Genomic DNA, 17421 nt, shown 5'->3' with positions numbered 1-17421 from the left:
AAATCCGGTTCTGCGCAGGGTTGACGCGAATGATTCAGGTGCCCGAAACACAGCCGAATCCGGATACCCCAAAAAAACAAGGGCCGCCAATGGCGGCCCTTGCGTGATGCGTTTTCTCTACGCTGGGCTACGATTAGTTCTGGCAGCTGGAGGGAGCGTAGCTGTTGCTGATGTTACCACCGGTCTTGCAGGACCATGCACCACTCGTGGTGCGCGTCCACTTGATTGTGCCAGTCTTGACCTTGGCGTTGGAGTTGCCAGCCATCACGGCATCGATCTCAGCGGAACCATCAGCATTCATGGTGACGGGGGGGCGGCCAATAAGATCCGACGACGTGCTGGTGTTGACGCAGCTGCCGGTGCCAAATGAGGTCTGGCCATTGTTCAGGCAGTCTTCGATGGCCACCTTCAGGTCGCCAGCCTCACCGATGGCGCGGGTGACCTGCGAGCGGATCACATAGGTCTGGTACTGCGGGATGGCGATGGCCGCCAGGATGGCGATGATCGCGACCACGATCATCAGTTCGATCAGGGTGAAGCCCTTCTGCATGCTCTTCATGGTGGTTCCTCGGTAGTGTTGACTTTGATGCCCCCTGAGCCCCGGCGCCGCCTTGCGGTGGATGCCGGCCCCGCCGTGCCGTTGGAACGACCAGGAAGCTCGCTTCGACAGTAGCAGCTAGCGTGCCAGCTCTGTCGAGATGCCTGCTTGCCAGCAGGCGGGGCGATTGTGCGGCCTCGGGCGTGGCCAGCGCAAGGCGGAAGCGGGGCGGGTGATGGCGGAAATGCGGAGCAGATCGCGAAGTTTTTCAAGCGCATGACGTAAAATGTCATGAAGTGACGTTGTATGTCACTGACGAGGGTCTAACCCGCCTGGCAACTACTGGGCAGGTATTTGAGCAACACGTCGGAGAGACAGCCCCAGTCGCCGCTGCTGTCGCGGGTGAGCTTGATGTAGTGGCCGCGGATGGCGGTGGAGCCTTTGAGCGTGCAGCTGATCTCGCTGTTGCCGGCCGTCGGGGCGGTGGCGGTGATGGCGCAGAACTCGGTGCTGCTGGGCAGGCCGAGGTTGCTGGCGTCGGCGTAGATCGCGCCGCTGACCACGCCCTGGTTGACCAGGGTTTCGTAGGCGGTGCGGCCCGGCGTGATCTCGGTCAGCGCGGCGGCGGTTTGCGCGCGCGCCACGTAGGTCTGGTACTGCGGCACGGCGATGGCGGCCAGGATGGCGATGATGGCCACCACGATCATCAGCTCGATAAGAGTGAAGCCGTACGACAGGCGCTGGCGCGACATGGTTGAATTCCCCTGGTGGACGCCGGCATCAAAGCACGACGCATACCAAGATGTTGCGGTGGCGACGTGTGTTGTCGTGATGTGCGCGGGATCACGCGAGGTGAACCGCCCCGGGATTCGTGGAGGCTGTTTGGTTTGAGTCACGCTGCCTTGGGCAACGCAGCCTGTTGCCGATAGTAAGCCGCTTCGGCTTCCGCTGGCGGGATGTTCCCGATCGGCCCCAGCAGTCGATGGTGGTTGAACCAGTGCACCCAATCGAGAGTGGCCATCTCCACGGCCTCGCGGTTGCGCCAGGACCGCCGATGGATCACCTCGGCCTTGTACAGGCCATTGATCGTCTCGGCCAGAGCGTTGTTCGTAGGAATCGCCGACGCTGCCGACCGAGGCTTCGATGCCCACCTCGGCCAGGCGCTCGGTGTAGCGGATGGACACATATTGCGATCCCCTGTCGCTGTGGTGAATCAGCCCACCCTAGTCGAAGGGCTTGCGCGCATGCAGCGCCTGCTCCAGGGCATCGAGCACGAAGTCCGTGCGCATCGTGCTCGACACCTTCCAACCGACGATGCGGCGGGCGTACACGTCGATCACGAAGGCCACGTACATGTGTCCCTGCCAGGTCGACACGTACGTGAAGTCGGCTACCCACAGCGCATTGGGCCGGTCGGCCCGGAACTGCCGGTTGACCCGATCCAGCGGACAGGGCGCCGCCGTGTCGCTGACCGTCGTCTTCACACCCTTGCCACGGATCACGCCGCGGAGCCCGAGTCGTCCCATCAGCCGCGCCACCGTGCAGCGCGCCACGTCGACCGATTCACGCCGCAGCTGTCGCCAGACCTTGCGCACCCGTAGACCCGGCGGTTCTCATCCCACACCCGCTGGATAGCTGCGCACAGATACTCGTCTCGCTTACCGCGTGCCGGCGCCCTGGCCGGATCAGCCCGGCGAGCGGCGTGCAGGTAATACGTCGACGGGGCGATCGGCAATACCTTGCAGAACGGCTCGACCCCATAGACGCCACGGTGGTCGTCGATGAACGCCCTCATGGCTTGAACCGGCGGTCGAGCTCCGCCTGGGCAAAATACGCCGAGGCCTTGCGCAGGATCTCGTTGGCCTGCCTCAGCTCGCGCACCTCACGCTCCAGCGCCTTGATCCGGGCCTGCTCCTCGCTCGTGGCGCCGGGCCGCAGCCCTTGGTCACGCTCGACCTGGCGCACCCAGTTGCACAGCGTCTGCGCCGTGCAGCCGATCTTGCCGGCGATCGACTCGATCGCGGCCCACTGCGAGGGGTGCTCTGCCTTGTGTTCGAACACCATCCGGACCGCTCGCTCCCGGACCTCACGTGAGTACGTTGGGGGCTTCTTCTTCGGGGTTTCCATCGCTCCATCCTCTCAAGAGTTGGAGCCTCCGAGAATCCCGGGGCGGTTCACCACATGACTTGCCGGTGAGCTGAGGCTGACGCTGCCTCTGCTGTGTGACGGCTTGCGCGCCGCCCTCCCGCCGCTTACCGTCGACGCTTTCGCTACCAGGGAGTCGTCCATGAAACCTCTGCTTGCCGCCTTGCTGCTGGTGCTGGCGGCCTCGCCCGCGCTGGCGGCGGATACCGATACGGTGGCGCCGGTGGATACCGCCATCACCGTGGATCAAGCGCCGCACCCATTCAACGTGCGCGATCTGGTGATGATGGATCGGGTGAGCGATCCGCAGCTGTCGCCGGATGGGCGCTACGCCGCCTACAGCCTGCGCAGCACGGATTACGCGGCGAACAAGGGCATCAACGCGATCTACGTGCTGGAGCTGGCGCGCAGCGGCGCGGAGCCGGTGAAACTGGTCAACATGGCGGCTTCCTCGCCGCGCTGGGCACCGGACGGGAGCGGCGTGTATTTCCTCGCGGCGGTGAACGGCGTCACCCAGCTATGGCGGCGTAGCGTGGGCGATCTGCTGGGCGGCGGCCATCGCCCGCCGACCAGCTTCGCGCCGGTGCAGGTGAGCCACGGCCCGCTGGACGTGCAGGCCTACAAGCTGTCGCCCGACGGCCACAGCGTGCTGCTTTCCTACGCGGTGTTCACCGACTGCGGCACGCTGGCCTGCAGCAAGCAGATGCAGGACAAGCGCGCGGCGGACAAGGCCAGCGGCACGCTCTACAAGAAGCTGTTCGTGCGCCACTGGGACACCTGGATGGACGGCACGCGCAACCAGCTCTACCTCGGCCGCTTCGATGCCAGGGGGCAGCTGCCGGCAGAGCCGACCTGGTTGACGCGCGGCATCGACGGCGACGTGCCCAGCAAGCCGTTCGGCGACGATAGCGAGTTTGCGTTCTCGCCCGACGGCAAAACCGTGTATTTCGACGTGCGCATCGCGGGCAAGAGCGAGCCGTGGTCGACCAATTTCGACGTCTACCAGGTGCCCGCCGACGGCTCCGCCAAGCCGGTGGATCTCACCGCGGACAACCATGCCTGGGATGCCTACCCGGTGCCCTCGAAGGATGGCAAGACGCTGTACTACCTCGCGATGAAGACGCCGGGTTTCGAGGCGGACCGCTTCGGCATCATGGCGCTGGATCTGGCCACCGGCGCGAAGCGTGAGATCGATCCGGGCTGGGATCGATCGCCGGGCGGCATGAGCCTTTCCGCCGACGGCAAGGCACTCTACGTCACCGCCGACGACGAGGGCCAGCACCCGCTGTTCGCGGTGGATGCGGCCAGCGGCAAGGTGCGCCAGCTGGTGGGCGATGGCGAAGTGGACAGTTATTCGCTGGCCGGCTCGCGCGTGCTCCTGGCGCGCAACGACTTGAAGCGCCCCACCGACCTCTACACCGTGAACGCCGACGGCAAGGAGCTCACACAGGTCACGCACTACAACGCCGACGCGCTGAAGAATGCGCACGAGGGCGACTTCGCGTTCTTCACCTTCAAGGGCTGGCACGACGACACCGTGCAGGGCTACGTGGTGAAGCCTGCCGATTACCAGCCGGGCAAGAAGTACCCGGTGGCCTTCATCATCCACGGCGGCCCGCAGGGCGCGATGACCAACAGTTGGAGCTACCGCTGGAACCCGCAGACCTACGCGGGGCAGGGCTTCGCGGTGGTCACCATCAACTTCCACGGTTCCACCGGCTACGGCCAGGCCTTCACCGATGCCATCTCGGGCGACTGGGGCGGCAAGCCGCTGGAGGATCTCAAGCGTGGCTGGCAGGCGGCACTTGCCAAGTACAGCTTCCTCGACGGCAACCGCGCCTGCGCGCTGGGCGCCAGCTACGGCGGCTACATGACCTACTGGATCGCCGGCGTGTGGAACCAGCCGTGGAAGTGCTTCGTCGACCACGACGGCGTATTCGACGCGCGCATGATGTATTACGCCACCGAGGAGCTGTGGTTCGAGGAACACGAGAACGGCGGCGCGCAGTTCGAGGCGCCGGCCAACTACGAGAAGTTCAACCCGCTCGACCACGTCAAGGACTGGCGCGTGCCGATGCTGGTGGTGCATTCGGACCACGACTTCCGCATCCCGATCACCCAGGGTCTGGGCGCCTTCACCGCGATGCAGCGCCGCGGCATCCCCAGTGAATTCCTCACCTTCCCCGATGAGAACCACTGGGTGCTCAAGCCGCACAACAGCGTGCTGTGGCACGACACGGTGAATGCGTGGCTCAAGCAGTGGACGGCGGCGAAGCCGTAACCCGGCATCCGATTAGCGATGTTGCTCAGCTGCAGGCAACCCCTCTCCCGCAGGGAGAGGGGTTGGGGTGAGGGTTCGGGCGAGTCGCGACATACGGGGATCTGGCCGGCGTGTGACCCTTCGCTATGCCTGAATCCTCATCCAGCCCTTCGGGCCACCTTCTCACCCGCAAGGGGACTCCCTGGGGGCGTCGAGGGGAAAGGGGACGGCTAGCTTGGCTGGACAGCGTCGTTCAGGGCACGTCCGCCGCGCTCACGTAGAACAGTTCGCAGGCGCCGTCGCCGGTGTCCTCGCGCGTGAGTGAGGTGCGCCAGTGCCAGCCGTCGGGGCGCGCGGCGTCCACCAGGTAGCCTTGCAGCGCGATCACCTGGCCCACGCGCGCCCGCGCCAGTGCACGGCGGACGCCGGCATCGGCGGGAATCAGGTGCATGTTGGCGCTGTGGATCTCGATCTCGCGGCGCGGGATGGGGAACTCGTGCACGCTCCAGTAGTAGAAGCGGCCCGATTGCGCGATGTCGATGGACTGCAGCACCGCGCTGTCGGACATGCGGCCCCAGCCCAGCGCGAAATCCTCCGGCACCAGCGCGGCGCCGGCATCGAAGCGGTAGCGCTCGGTGGAGAGCACGCGGGCGGTGAGGCTGAAATCCGCGCGCGGAGTGAGGGTGAAAGCGCCGACGCGGATCGGCGCCACTGGCGCCGGCAGCGCAGTCTGCACCGGATCGTCCGGCGCGATCTCGCCCGGACCGGGATGCACGGGCCGCGTGCGCCAGTGCGACCAGCCGGCCCACAGTGCCAGCAGCAAGGCGATGATGAGCCAGGGGCGGCGCATCAGCCGGCTCCGGGGGCTGTGTCGGGTGGATCGAGCAGGCCGGCGGGCAGGGCGCGCAGCACCTCGGCCAGGCGCATGAGGAGGTCGCCGGTGGCTGAACTCTTGCGCCACAGCATGGCGACGCGCCGGCTGGGCGGGTGCTTGCCGCGGAAGGCGATGAGCCGCACGTTGGGCAGCATCGCCACCGGCGGTTTCACTGCCAGCGTGGGCAGCAGGGTAATGCCCACCTCGGCGGCCACCATCTGGCGCAGGGTCTCCAGGCTGGTGGCGCGAAAGCCGTTCTTTTCGTTGGCCCCGGCCAGTTGGCAAACCGCCAGCGCCTGCTCGCGCAGGCAGTGGCCGTCTTCCAGCAGCAGCAGGTTCTGGCCGTCCAGATCGGCGAGCTTGAGCGCCGGTCGCGCGGCCAACGGGTGATTCCGCGGCACTGCTAGCACGAAGGGTTCCTCGAACAGGAACTCGGCATGCAGGCCGTCGTCGTGCACGGGCAGGGCGAGGAGGGCGGCATCCAGCCGTCCCTCGCGCAGGCGATGCAGCAGTTCCTCGCTCTTTTCCTCCACCAGCAGCAACTCCAGCTGCGGAAAGCGCTGGTGCAAGCGCGGCACCACGTGCGGCAGCAGGTAGGGGCCCAGGGTAGGGAACATGCCCAGCCGCAGCGTGCCGGCCTCGGGGTTCAGCGTGCGCCGCGCGATGCCCTTGATCTGTTCCACCTCGGTCAGCACGTCGCGTGCGCGCGCCACGATGTCGCGGCCCACCGTGGTCAGCAGCACCCGGCGCGGTGTGCGTTCCACCAGGGTCACGCCCAGCTCGTCCTCCAGCTTCTTGATCTGGGTGGAGAGCGTGGGCTGGCTGACGAAACAGGCCTCGGCGGCGCGGCCAAAGTGGCGGTGCTCGGCCAGGGCCACCAGGTAGTGCAGGTCGCGCAGGTTCATCGACAGCCTTGGTCGGTGGTGGCTGGAGCCGGCATGATAGGCCATGCCCCGCGGCGCCGGGCTCCAGACGTGACGGGGTGGGCATGATGCGATGGCGGGGGCACGGAACAGCGGCGCTACAATTTCGGCAGAACAACATCCCGGCCGTTGCCGGCCACAGTCCACAGGGGGACTGATGATCGCGCTGGAAATCCAGACGCTCGCGCTGTCGCGCGAAGGTCTGCTCATCGAAGTGGGCCGCCTGGCCAACGAATGTGGCTTCACCTTGCTGCGGCAGCGCTTGACGCAGGACCCGCACGGCAGCTTGCTCAGCATGGTCGTGCGGGGTTCGTGGTTCAAGAAGCGCGCCTTGCGCTCCGCGCTGGAAGCTTGCGACCGGCTGGTGAGCTTCGAGCTGCTGGATGCCGCCGACGAGGGCATGCACCCGCATTTTGCCGTCACCCGGCAGGTCGTCAGCGATTACGTACCACCGCCCGCGCCGCCTGCGCCGCCACCGGAACCGGAGGCGAAGGCGGCGGCCCAGCCCGCCGGCCAGGAAGCCACCGCAGCGGTGCCGCGTGTCGAGCTGCCACCGCCTCCGGCGATGTTGGCGGTGCCCGAGGCCATCGCTCAGGTCGAGCCGCCGGAAACCTTCGAGGAGCTGCTGGTGGTGCGCAGCACGCCAGCCGCGCCGGCCGCGCCCGACCCCGCGCCCTTTGTCGAGCTGGTCGAACTGCCGGCCGATGTCGCCACGGTGGATGCCGCGCTGCCCCGGTTGCAGGCCGACTATCCGCAGGTGTTGCCGCACCTGGCCAGGCTCGACCAGACGCTGGCGCCGGGCGCGCGTGCCGCCAGCCTGCAACTGCTCGGACAGCGGCTGGGCGCCTGGGTGTTCGCGCAGCAATACGCCATGGACACCGGCCTGGCGCTCGATACGGCGCTGGCCGCCATCGCGGTGCCGGCGCTGCACGGTTTCGTCGAGGTGGACCTGCAGGGCGAGCAGTTGCACATCCACGCCAGCCCGCTGTGCGGCGCGGACGGCCACTCCGGCTGCGGCTTCTACAGCGGCTTCCTCGAAGGCCTGCTCGGGCCGACGCTGGCGCAGCCCGGCTTCAGCATCTTCCCGGTGTGCTGCCGCAGTTATGGCGCCGAGGACTGCGTGCTGGCGATCGGCGAGTAGCCACCGCCGTTCCCGTACACTGCGCCGACCGGGTGCGGATAGGGAGATGGGCATGCTGGCACGATTGATCGCTTGGCTGGGCTTGGGCCTGCTGCTTGCCGCGCCGCTCATGGCGCAGGATGTACCACCGCCGCTGCGCGACTGGCAGGGTTGGGTGCTGCACGACGCGCCCGAACACGATTGCCCCTTCCTCGCCAACCGGCAGCCCGGCGCGGGCAGCTACCAGTGCGCCTGGCCGGGTCGGCTTACCCTCGATGCGGGCGCCGATGGCGGCCACTTCACGCTGGCCGTGCATGTGGATGCCGCCAGCTGGGTGGCCTTGCCCGGCGATGCGCGTGCTTGGCCGCAGGACGTTGACGTCAACCGGCAGAGCGCCGTGGTGCTCGCGCACGCGGGGCGGCCGATGCTGTACCTGGCGCCGGGCGATTACCAGGTGCGCGGCACGCTGCCGTGGACGGCCCGCCCCGCACGGCTGGCGCTGCCCCCGGCCATCGGCCTCGTCGTGCTCAGCGTGGACGGCAAGCCGGTGACGCACCTCGAGCGCAACGACGGCGAGCTCACCCTGGGCGAGGCCGCCGCCGCGCAGCGCCGCGCCGATGCGCTGGCGCTGCGGGTCTACCGCAAGCTCAGCGACGGCGTGCCGGCGACGCTGGCCACGCGCCTGCAACTGGACGTGGCCGGCAGCGCGCGCGAGACCGTGCTCGGCCCGGTGTTGCCGGCCGGCTTCGTCGCCACGGCGCTTGCCGGCGAGCTGCCGGCGCGGCTGGAGGGCGATGGCCGTCTGCGCGTGCAGCTGCGCCCTGGCCACTGGACGCTCACGCTGCAGGCGCGCGCCACGGCGCCGGTGAGCCGCCTCGCGCTGAAACTGCCGCCCGCACCGTGGCCGCGCCAGGAAGTGTGGAGCTATGCCGATGCCGCCGCGCTGCGCAGCAGTCGCGCCGAAGGCCAGGGCGTGGATGCCGCGCAGGCCGGCGTGCCCGGGGCGTGGCGCGAGTTGCCGGCTTTTGCGATGGATGATGCCGATGGCCTCGTCGTGCGCGTCGGCGAGCGCGGTGTGGCCGGCGGGCAGGGCGACCAGCTGCGCCTCGAACGCGGCCTGTGGCTGGATTTCGACGGTGGTGGCTGGAGCGCGGTGGATCAGCTCCGCGGCACGCTGCGTCAGCGCCAGCGGCTGGACGTGGCCGCGCCGTGGCAATTGCAGCGGGCCAGCCTGGACGGCGAGCCGCTGCAGATCAGCCATGGCGACGCCGGTCGCAGCGGTGTGGAACTGCGTGCCCGCGCGCTCGACCTCGCGGCCGGTCTGCGCCTGCCCACGGCCGGCGGCGCGATCCCCGACACCGGCTGGCAGCTGCCGCTGGATGGCATCGACGCCACCGTGCACCTGCCTTACGGCTATCGCCTGATCGCCGCGCCGGGTGCCGACCGGGCCAACGACACCTGGCTCGCGCGGTGGAGCCTGCTCGACCTGTTCGTGCTGGCGCTGCTGGCGATGCTGGCGGGGCGTCTCCTGGGCTGGCGCTGGGCGCTGCTCGCGGCGGCCTATCTGGCGCTGGGTCGCCACGAGCATGGCGCGCCGCTGTGGACGCTGGCGGTCGTGTTGCTGCTGGCCCTGCTGCTGCGCGCGTTGCCGCAGGGGCGGTTGGGCACGGCGCTGCGCGCGCTGGCGGCGGCCGCCCTGGTGTTGGCCGCCTTGTGGAGCCTGCCGTTCGCCGCCACGCAGTTGCAGTACGCCCTGCATCCGCAGTTGGAAGGCTTTGCGCAGTCGCGGGCAGTGCAGGTGCAATTTGTCGAGCCGGCGGCGGAAATGGCTGCGCCGATGGCCGCGCCGTCGGCCAAGGTGGCGGCCCGGATGGCGCCGCCGCCACCCGCGCCACCCGCGCCGCCGGCCGTGTCCGCGATGGCCAGCATGGCCGCTTCCGGCCCGCAAGGATCGGGTGTCAGCATCGGCGTGACTGGTGCGCTGGCGTCGCCGCCCGAGCTGCGCGGCTACGTCGGCCACGGGGTGGTGCAGGCCGGCGCGGGGACGCCGCAATGGAATCAGGGCAACGACTACCGGCTGGGTTGGTCTGGCCCGGTGCAGCCGGGGCAGACCACGCGTCTGGTGATCGCACCGCGCTGGCTGGTGCGCCTGCTGCGCGTGCTGCTGGTGGGCCTGCTGGCGGCGCTGCTGGCGCGCCTCGCCACCACGCTCAAGCCCTGGCGGGTGCGCTGGGCGGGGCTGCGTGCCACGGGCGCCGCGGCCGTGCTGCTGCTGGCCATGTTGCCCGCGCATGCGCAAAACCTGCCCAGCCAGGACATGCTCGATCAGCTCAAGGCACGCCTCACCGAGGCGCCGAAATGCGCGCCCGCCTGCGCTGATGTGGCGCAGGCCCGGCTCACGCTCGGCGGCGACACGCTGGATCTCGCGCTGGAGGTGCATGCCGGCGCCAGCGTGGCCGTGCCGCTGCCGCAAAGCGATGCTGGACTGACCCTCGCCGGCGCGCAGGCCGACGGCCACGATGCCGTGCTGGGCCGCCAGGGCGGCGCCGTGTTGCTGCGGCTGGAGCGCGGCGTGCACCAGGTGGTCTTGCATTACCGCCTCGGCACCGCCGCCGACAGCATCAGCCTGCGGTTTCCGCTGTCGCCGCAGCGCGTGCTGTTCAGCGGTTCGGGCTGGACGGTGGATGGCGTGCAGGATGGCCGCCTGCTTGGCGACAGCCTGAGCCTGCAGCGCCAGCGCGCCGTGGCGGCGACACCGGGCCAGGCCGCGCCGGTGCAGGATTTTCCGCCCTACGTGCGGCTCACCCGCCGGCTGTTGCTGGGCGTGGATTGGCAGGTGGAGAACACGGTGGAACGCATCGCGCCGGCCAGTGGCGGCTTCAGCCTCGAGCTGCCGCTCCTGCCCGGCGAACACCCGCTGGGCGATGGCGTGCCGGTCAAGGACGGCCGCATCGAGCTGGCCTTCAGCGCCGGCATGCGCGAGCTGCGCTGGTCGAGCCGGCTCGACCACGCGGACACGCTGGCGCTCGTGGCGCCGCCGCTGCACGAGCGCGCCGAAGTGTGGGCGGTGGACGCGGCGCCCTGGTGGCATGTGCGGGCGCGCGGTGTGCCGGCGGTAGCCGACGACGATGGCCTGCGCTTTCAGCCACTGCCCGGCGAAACCCTGCAACTGGCCTTCAGCCGGCCGGCACCCGTCGACGGCGGCAGCCTGGCCTTCGACCGCGTGCAGCTCAACGCCGTCGTGGGCGAGCGCGCCACCGACGCGACGCTCATGCTCGACGCGCGCAGCACCCGTGGCGGCGAGCACGCCATCACGCTGCCGGCGGGGGCCGAACTGCTGGACGCCAGCCGCGACGGCGAGACGCTGAACCTCACCGTGCGCCAGGGCAAGCTGGGGTTGCCGCTGCTGCCGGGGCCGCATGGCTACCAGCTGCATCTGCGCATGCCGCAGGGCATCGCCGCACGCGCCAGCTTGCCCGCGTTCGCGCTGGCCGCGCCTGCCGCCAATCTCGGCAGCGAGCTCGACCTGCCGCAGGATCGCTGGGTGCTGTGGGCCTGGGTCCGGCCACCGGGCCGGCCGTGTTGTACTGGTCGCAGCTGGCCGTGCTGCTGCTCGTCGCCTGGCTGTTGGCGCGGCATGCGCCGACGCCGTTGCGCCTGCGTCACTGGCTGCTGCTGGGGCTGGGGTTCTCCGCCTTCGATTGGGGCGCTTTCGCGCTGGTGGTGGGCTGGCTGATCCTGCTTGGCCTGCGCGCGCGGCTGGCCGAACCCGCCGGTTGGGATCGCTGGCGCTTCAACCTCGTCCAACTGGGGCTGGCCGTGCTCACTGTGTTCGCCCTGCTGGTGCTGGTGGGAGCCGTGCCCAGGGGGTTGCTCGGCCAGCCCGACATGCACGTGGCCGGCAACGATTCGACGGCCTGGGCGCTGCACTGGTTCGCCGACCGCAGCAGCGGCAGTTTGCCGGCCGCCGGCGTGCTCAGCGTGTCGCTGTGGTGGTACAAGCTCGCCATGCTGGCTTGGGCGCTGTGGCTGGCCTACGAGCTGGTGGGCTGGTTGCGCTGGGCGTTCGAGGCATGGAGCCGTGGCGGCTACTGGCGCCGCGCCGAACCCCGGCCCGGCGTGGATCGCACCGCGAGCGTGCCGCCGCCGCCCCTGCCGGGTGAGCCGCATGCCTAGCGTGCGCGAAACGTTGGCGGCGGCCACCGCCAGGCTGGGCGAACGCGCCGATGCCGAGGCCTTGCTGCTGCACGTGCTCGGCCAGGCGCGCAGCTGGCTGTACGCACACGCCGACGACCCGTTAGCTTCGGACGTCCAGACGGCTATTTGCGATCTCGTCGAACGCCGCGCGGCGGGTGAGCCGGTGGCCTACCTTACCGGCCGGCGCGGCTTCTGGACGCTGGAGCTGGAAGTGACGCCGGCCACGCTGATTCCGCGCCCGGAAACCGAGCTGCTGGTGGAGCTGGCGCTGGCGCGCCTGCCGCCCGATGCCGCCTGCCGCGTGGCCGACCTGGGCACCGGCAGCGGCGCCATCGCGCTGGCCCTGGCCAGCGAGCGTCCGCAGGCGCACGTGACCGCCACCGACCAGAGCGCGGCCGCGCTCGCCGTGGCACGTGGTAATGCGCGGCGCCTGGGCATCGCCAATGTGCGCTTCGCCGAAGGCGACTGGCTGGCGCCGCTCGCCGGCGAGCGCTTCGACCTCATTGTTTCCAACCCGCCGTATATCGAGGCGGGTGACGCGCACCTCGCGCAAGGTGACCTGCGCTACGAGCCGCCGGCCGCGCTGGCCTCGGGGCGCGACGGCCTGGACGCCATCCGTCGCATCGTCGCCGACGCGCCCGCGCAGCTTGTTCCCGGTGGCTGGCTGCTCCTGGAGCATGGCTGGCACCAGGGCGAAGCCGCGCGCGCACTGCTGCGCGCGGCGGGTTACACGGAGGTCTTCACCGCGCCGGATCTGGAGGCGCGGGATCGGGTGAGCGGCGGGCAGCTGCGGCGATTGAACGCAGCCACCCCGCAGGGTTGACCGGCGTCAAGATGGGCCGGTTTGGCCGGCGCACGATGCGGCTGGGCCGGCGCCGGGCGCCGGAGGACTGAGCTAACGGAGAACCTTGCCATGCATGAGATCCTGGTCTACGCCCGCGCGCACGATGCACCCACGCCGGCGGTTCGCTGCGCCACCGAACTTGCTGCTGCGTGGTCGGCGTCGTTGACCGGTGTGTTCACGGTGCCCGATTACCTCAGTTCGACCATGGAGCCGGAACTCCTGGCCGAGCTCATCGGGCAGATGCGCCGCTCGGTGGAGGAGGCCGTCGCGGCCAGGCCGGCCTTTATCAATACGGCGACGTCGCTGGGCGTCGGCACGGTCGACTGGTGGGTGGTCGAGGGGCGCACCGACGAGGCGCTGGCGCAGGCCTCGCTGTGCCACGACCTGCTGGTGCTCGACCACGCCGGCGAGGAGGCTGGTCATGCGTCGGATCTGCCGGGTATCGTGCTGCGCGCGGGCGCGCCTTGCCTCGTGTTGCCGCGCGGTGCTCACCACTGGCATGCGGTGGAGCGCGCGGCGCTCGCCTGGAACGGCTCGCCGGAGGCGATGCGCGCGCTGCACGCAGCGCTGCCCTTCCTGCGCGGCAGGCAGGTGCTGTTGCTGCTGGGCGAAGAGCGTCCGGCCTATCCCGGGCTGGCTTGGCATCCACCGTTCGACGTGGCCGCCTACCTGCGCGGGCATGGCGCGACGGTGGAGATCCAGCGGATCGAGGCGAAGGCCGATACGGCCGGCGGCGCCTTGCTCGATGCCGCCACGCGCTTTCACGCCGACCTGCTGGTGATGGGCGCCTACGGTCGCAGCCGCTTCAGTGAATGGGTGCTGGGCGGCGCCACCCGCGACGCGTTGCAGTGGGCGGAGCTGCCGCTGTTGCTGCGGCATTGAGGCGAGGCTGCGCGGGCCTACGCGCTGGCCTGGATGACTGCGCCGGCCTGCGGAAAGCGCGCACGGATGGCGTGGCGGATGCCCGGCAGGTCGAGGCCGGCCATGCTCAGCACTTCCTCGCGCGTGCCGTGTTCCAGATAGACGTCTGGAAGGCCAAGATGCAGGATCGGCAGCGTGATGCCGTGGGCGGCCAGGCATTCGGCCACGGCGCTGCCTGCGCCACCGGCGATGGCGTTGTCTTCCAAAGTGACGAAGGCGTCGTGGCTCTTCGCCAGTTCCACCAGCAAGGCCTCGTCCAGCGGTTTCACGAAGCGCATGTTGACCAGGGTGGCGCCCAGCTCGCCGGCGATCACCGCGGCGGGCGCCAGCATCGCGCCGAAGCTCAAGAGGGCCAGGCCGTGGCCGCGGCGACGCAGTTCGGCCTTGCCGATGGGCAGGCTGCCGAGTTCGGGGCGCACGGCCACGCCGGGGCCGGTGCCGCGCGGGTAGCGGATCGCGGCGGGGCCGGCGTGCTGGAAACCGGTGGAGAGCATCTGCCGGCATTCGTTCTCGTCGGCGGGTGCCATGATGACGAAGTTGGGCAGGCAGCGCAGGAAACTCAGGTCGAAGCTGCCGCAGTGGGTGGCGCCGTCGGGACCGACCACGCCGGCGCGGTCGATGGCGAAGGTGACGTCGAGGTTCTGCAGCGCCACGTCGTGGATCGCCTGGTCGTAGGCGCGCTGCAGGAAGGTGGAGTAGATCGCCACCACCGGTTTGGCGCCTTCGCAGGCCATGCCGGCGGCCAGCGTCACCGCGTGCTGTTCGGCAATCGCCACGTCGAAGTAGCGCTCGGGATATTCCTTCGAGAAACGCACCAGGCCGGAACCCTCGCGCATCGCCGGGGTGATGCCGAGCAGGCGCTCGTCGGCGGCGGCCTGGTCGCACAGCCAGTTGCCGAAGACGTCGGTATAGGTGGGTCGCGCCGGCTTGGCCTTCTTCACCAGGCCGGCCTCGGGGTCGAACGGGCCGACCGCGTGGTATTCGATCTGTGCCTGTTCGGCCGGCGCGTAGCCCTTGCCCTTGGTGGTGAGCACGTGCAGCAGTTGCGGGCCGGGCAGATGCTTCACCGTGCGCAGCGCGCGCAGCAGCGCCGGCAGGTCGTGGCCGTCCACCGGGCCGGTGTAGTGGAAGCCCAGTTCCTCGAACAGCGTCGAGGGCACGAACATGCCCTTGGCGTGCTCCTCCCAGCGTTTGAAGAAGCGGCCGCGCAGCGTGTGCGCGGGCAACGCGCGCTTGGCGCGCTCACGCACCGCGTTGAGCCGGCGGCTGGCCAGCGCGCGCGACATCATCTTGGTCATCGCGCCCACGTTCTCGCTGATCGACATGCCGTTGTCGTTGAACACCACCAGCATGTCGGGCTCGACGTCGCCGCCGTGGTTGAGCGCCTCGAAGGCCATGCCGGCGGTCATCGCACCGTCGCCGATCACCGCCACCACCTTGCGGTGGTCGCCCTTGCGCTGGGCGGCGATCGCCATGCCCAGCGCCGCCGAGATGGAGGTGGAGGAATGGCCCACGCCGAAGGTGTCGTACTCGCTCTCCTCGCGGCGCGGGAACGGTGCCAGGCCGTCCTTCTGCTTGATCGTGGTGATCTGGTCGCGGCGGCCGGTGAGGATCTTGTGCGGGTAGCACTGGTGACCCACGTCCCACACCAGGCGATCGTGCGGGGTGTCGAACTCGTGGTGCAGCGCCACGGTCAGTTCCACCACGCCCAGCCCGGCGCCGAAGTGGCCGCCGGAGCTGGCTACCGATTCGATCAGGTAAGCGCGCAGCTCGTCGGCGACGGCGGGCAGCTCCTCGTCGGCGATGCGGCGCAGGTCGGCCGGCGACGCGATGGTCGCCAGGTGGGGGTAGCTCATGGGGTCGTTCATTGGCCTATTGTTGGCCCAGCGGCCTGGCGGGGCAAGGGCGGGAGGCTGGCGTGTCGGGGCGCGGAGTCAGGCCAGCGCCGGCCGCCGCTCGCGCGGCAGGTGGCTGACCAGGAATTCCATCTGGTCGACGAGGATGTTGCGGTTGGAGAGGATCAGGTGCTCCACCCAGCTCGGCCGGTAGGGCACGGCGAGCAGCGGCATGTGGGCCTGCTGCGGCGTGCGGCTGCCTTTCCTGAGGTTGCAGGCGAGGCAGGCGCTGACCACGTTTTCCCATTCATCGCGACCGCCCCGGGACACCGGCTGCACGTGGTCGCGGGTGAGTTCGGCGCGGGTGTAGTGCTCGCCGCAGTACAGGCACAGATGGCGGTCGCGGGCGAACAGGGCGGTGTTGGTGAGCGCGGGTGCGGGGTCGATGGCGCGGGCGTTGCAATGGCCGGTGCTGGCGATGATGGGGTGCAGGGCGAGGCGGCTTTGCATGCCAAGCCGGCGGTTGTAGCCGCCGTGCAGGCTGAGGCAGGGCTGGCCCAGCGTCCACGCCACCACGCCGCGCACGTACAGGCACGCGGCGTCCTGCCAACTGATCCAGTCGAGGATGCGGCCGGCGGCGTCCAGCGACAGCACGCGGGTCGAATGGAGATCGGCCCGGTTCACGACGTCCATCAGCATATGGTGTCGTCCTTCCCAGCGAGAAAGCGCCATGCAACGGTGCCCGGTGCGTCGCAGCATAGAACACTTTGGCGCCGATGCGCAGGTAAAAGCTTCTGTGTCGTCAAGCAGATAGGCGGCGCGGTGCGGGGGTTATCGCCGGGCCGTGGGCGCTGATATAGTGGCCGTTCATTCGTGGACCCGACGCCGGGTTTGGTAGGGGCCGCCGTTGGTGGCGACCCCGGCACGGCGGGGCAGAGGTAAGTAACGTGGCTGAAGTGATCTTCTACGAGCGCCCGGTGCCGCTCAACCGTACCGCACACAAGGATCTGCGCCTGAAGCCGATCCCGAGCATGAAGTTCGCGCTTTCCGCGCACTCCGTGCCGCTGACCGGCGTGGAATTCGGCCTGGCCGCGCGCGATCTGCCCATCGTGTTCGCCGGCAACGACCTCAGCGACGTCGGCCCGGTGGCGCTGCTGGGCCTGCGCCAGAACGAAAACCTCCTGGTGAACGCGGAAGGCCAGTGGGAAGCCAACGTCTACGTGCCGGCCTTCGTGCGCCGTTACCCGTTCGTGTTGGCCGAGAAGCCGCCGGGCCAGCCGGGCGACGATTTCGCCGTGTTCCTCGACGAAGGCTACGAGGGTTTCGGTTCGACCGAGGGCGAGCGCCTGTTCAACGAGGACGGCACGGACACCGAACTGCTGTCCCGCGCCGTGGGTTTCCTGGGCGAGTTCCAGCAGAACGTCACCAACACCCGCAACTTCGTCGACCGCCTGCGCCAGCATGATCTGCTCGAGTCGCGCAACCTCAGCCTGCGCAAGGGCGCGCAGGACGATCCGAACGGCCGCGTCATCAACTTGAACGGCATGTTCGTGGTCAACGAGGAAAAGCTGCGCGCGCTCGACGAGAAGACCGCGCACGAGTTCCTGCGCGAAGGCGTGCTGGGCTGGATCTACGCCCACCTGATGTCGCTCGCCAACATCGACCGCCTGGCCCAGCGGCTGGATCAGCGCGAGCAGGCCGAGTCGGCCACCGCGTCGCGCAACTGAGTCACTGCTTGATGGGAACGCCGCGATGCCTGCGCAT

The 17421-nt window shown here is 69.5% G+C and carries 12 protein-coding genes, 1 pseudogene and 1 other annotated feature; of the genes and pseudogenes, 6 read left to right on the top strand and 7 right to left on the bottom strand.

Going from position 1 to position 17421, the window contains the following annotated elements; genetic code table 11:
• Positions 1–133 precede the first annotated feature (133 nt).
• The 3 genes and pseudogenes from AC3WQA_RS05995 to AC3WQA_RS05985 all read right to left on the bottom strand — a co-directional run bounded on the left by AC3WQA_RS05995 (position 134) and on the right by AC3WQA_RS05985 (position 2665).
• Positions 134–559 carry a pilin gene (locus AC3WQA_RS05995; RefSeq protein WP_492674159.1) on the bottom strand — a complete coding sequence of 142 codons (426 nt, stop codon included), beginning with the start codon at positions 557–559 and terminating at the stop codon, positions 134–136.
• Positions 560–861: 302 nt separating this feature from the next.
• Positions 862–1290, bottom strand: coding sequence for a pilin (locus AC3WQA_RS05990; protein WP_492674158.1), 429 nt, complete (start codon positions 1288–1290; stop codon positions 862–864).
• Positions 1291–1430: 140 nt separating this feature from the next.
• Positions 1431–2665: pseudogene (locus tag AC3WQA_RS05985) on the bottom strand (IS3 family transposase).
• Positions 2259–2375 (bottom strand) — a sequence feature (AL1L pseudoknot). It overlaps the preceding pseudogene by 117 nt.
• Positions 2666–2825: 160 nt before the next feature.
• On the opposite strand from AC3WQA_RS05985, the gene AC3WQA_RS05980 reads away from it, so the two are divergent.
• Positions 2826–4964, top strand: coding sequence for a dipeptidyl-peptidase 5 (locus AC3WQA_RS05980; RefSeq protein ID WP_492674157.1), 2139 nt, complete (start codon positions 2826–2828; stop codon positions 4962–4964).
• 232 nt (positions 4965–5196) lie between these two features.
• Here AC3WQA_RS05980 and AC3WQA_RS05975 read toward each other — a convergent pair whose 3' ends face one another.
• Both AC3WQA_RS05975 and oxyR read right to left on the bottom strand, forming a co-directional pair.
• Positions 5197–5793, bottom strand: a complete 597-nt coding sequence (locus AC3WQA_RS05975) for a hypothetical protein (RefSeq protein WP_492674156.1) — start codon at positions 5791–5793, stop codon at positions 5197–5199.
• Complete coding sequence (oxyR, locus tag AC3WQA_RS05970; RefSeq protein WP_492676330.1) at positions 5793–6722, bottom strand: DNA-binding transcriptional regulator OxyR; 930 nt, start codon at positions 6720–6722, stop codon at positions 5793–5795. Before oxyR ends, AC3WQA_RS05975 begins: the two co-directional genes overlap by 1 nt.
• A 175-nt stretch (positions 6723–6897) precedes the next feature.
• Between oxyR and AC3WQA_RS05965 the strand changes: the two genes are divergently transcribed.
• The 4 genes from AC3WQA_RS05965 (at position 6898) to AC3WQA_RS05950 (ending at position 13783) form a co-directional block, all read left to right on the top strand.
• Entirely contained in the window at positions 6898–7881 is a 984-nt protein-coding gene (locus AC3WQA_RS05965) for an ACT domain-containing protein (RefSeq protein WP_492674155.1), read from the top strand.
• A 52-nt stretch (positions 7882–7933) separates the two neighbouring features.
• A complete protein-coding gene (locus tag AC3WQA_RS05960) occupies positions 7934–11596 on the top strand; it encodes a hypothetical protein (protein WP_492674154.1) in 3663 nt (1220 codons plus the stop codon).
• Between the two features lie 432 nt (positions 11597–12028).
• On the top strand, positions 12029–12880 hold the full coding sequence (prmC, locus tag AC3WQA_RS05955; RefSeq protein ID WP_492674153.1) for a peptide chain release factor N(5)-glutamine methyltransferase: 852 nt from the start codon (positions 12029–12031) through the stop codon (positions 12878–12880).
• A gap of 90 nt (positions 12881–12970) precedes the next feature.
• Positions 12971–13783: a universal stress protein gene (locus AC3WQA_RS05950; RefSeq protein ID WP_492674152.1), complete on the top strand. Its 813-nt coding sequence runs from the start codon at positions 12971–12973 to the stop codon at positions 13781–13783.
• Between the two features lie 17 nt (positions 13784–13800).
• Here AC3WQA_RS05950 and dxs read toward each other — a convergent pair whose 3' ends face one another.
• Positions 13801–15690 (bottom strand): 1-deoxy-D-xylulose-5-phosphate synthase, encoded by a 1890-nt coding sequence (dxs, locus tag AC3WQA_RS05945; protein ID WP_492674151.1) that lies wholly within the window; start codon positions 15688–15690, stop codon positions 13801–13803.
• Between the two features lie 66 nt (positions 15691–15756).
• Entirely contained in the window at positions 15757–16356 is a 600-nt protein-coding gene (locus AC3WQA_RS05940) for an HNH endonuclease (RefSeq protein ID WP_492674150.1), read from the bottom strand.
• A 248-nt stretch (positions 16357–16604) separates the two neighbouring features.
• Between AC3WQA_RS05940 and AC3WQA_RS05935 the strand changes: the two genes are divergently transcribed.
• The gene (locus AC3WQA_RS05935; RefSeq protein WP_492674149.1) at positions 16605–17384 is read left to right on the top strand and encodes a SapC family protein; all 780 of its coding nucleotides are present in this window, start codon (positions 16605–16607) and stop codon (positions 17382–17384) included.
• The last annotated feature ends 37 nt before the right edge of the window (positions 17385–17421 follow it).

The organism is Rhodanobacter sp. FW106-PBR-R2A-2-24, assembly GCF_058789615.1.
The sequence above is the reverse complement of the archived record's forward strand: the minus strand, read 5'-3'. Positions and strand labels throughout refer to the sequence as shown.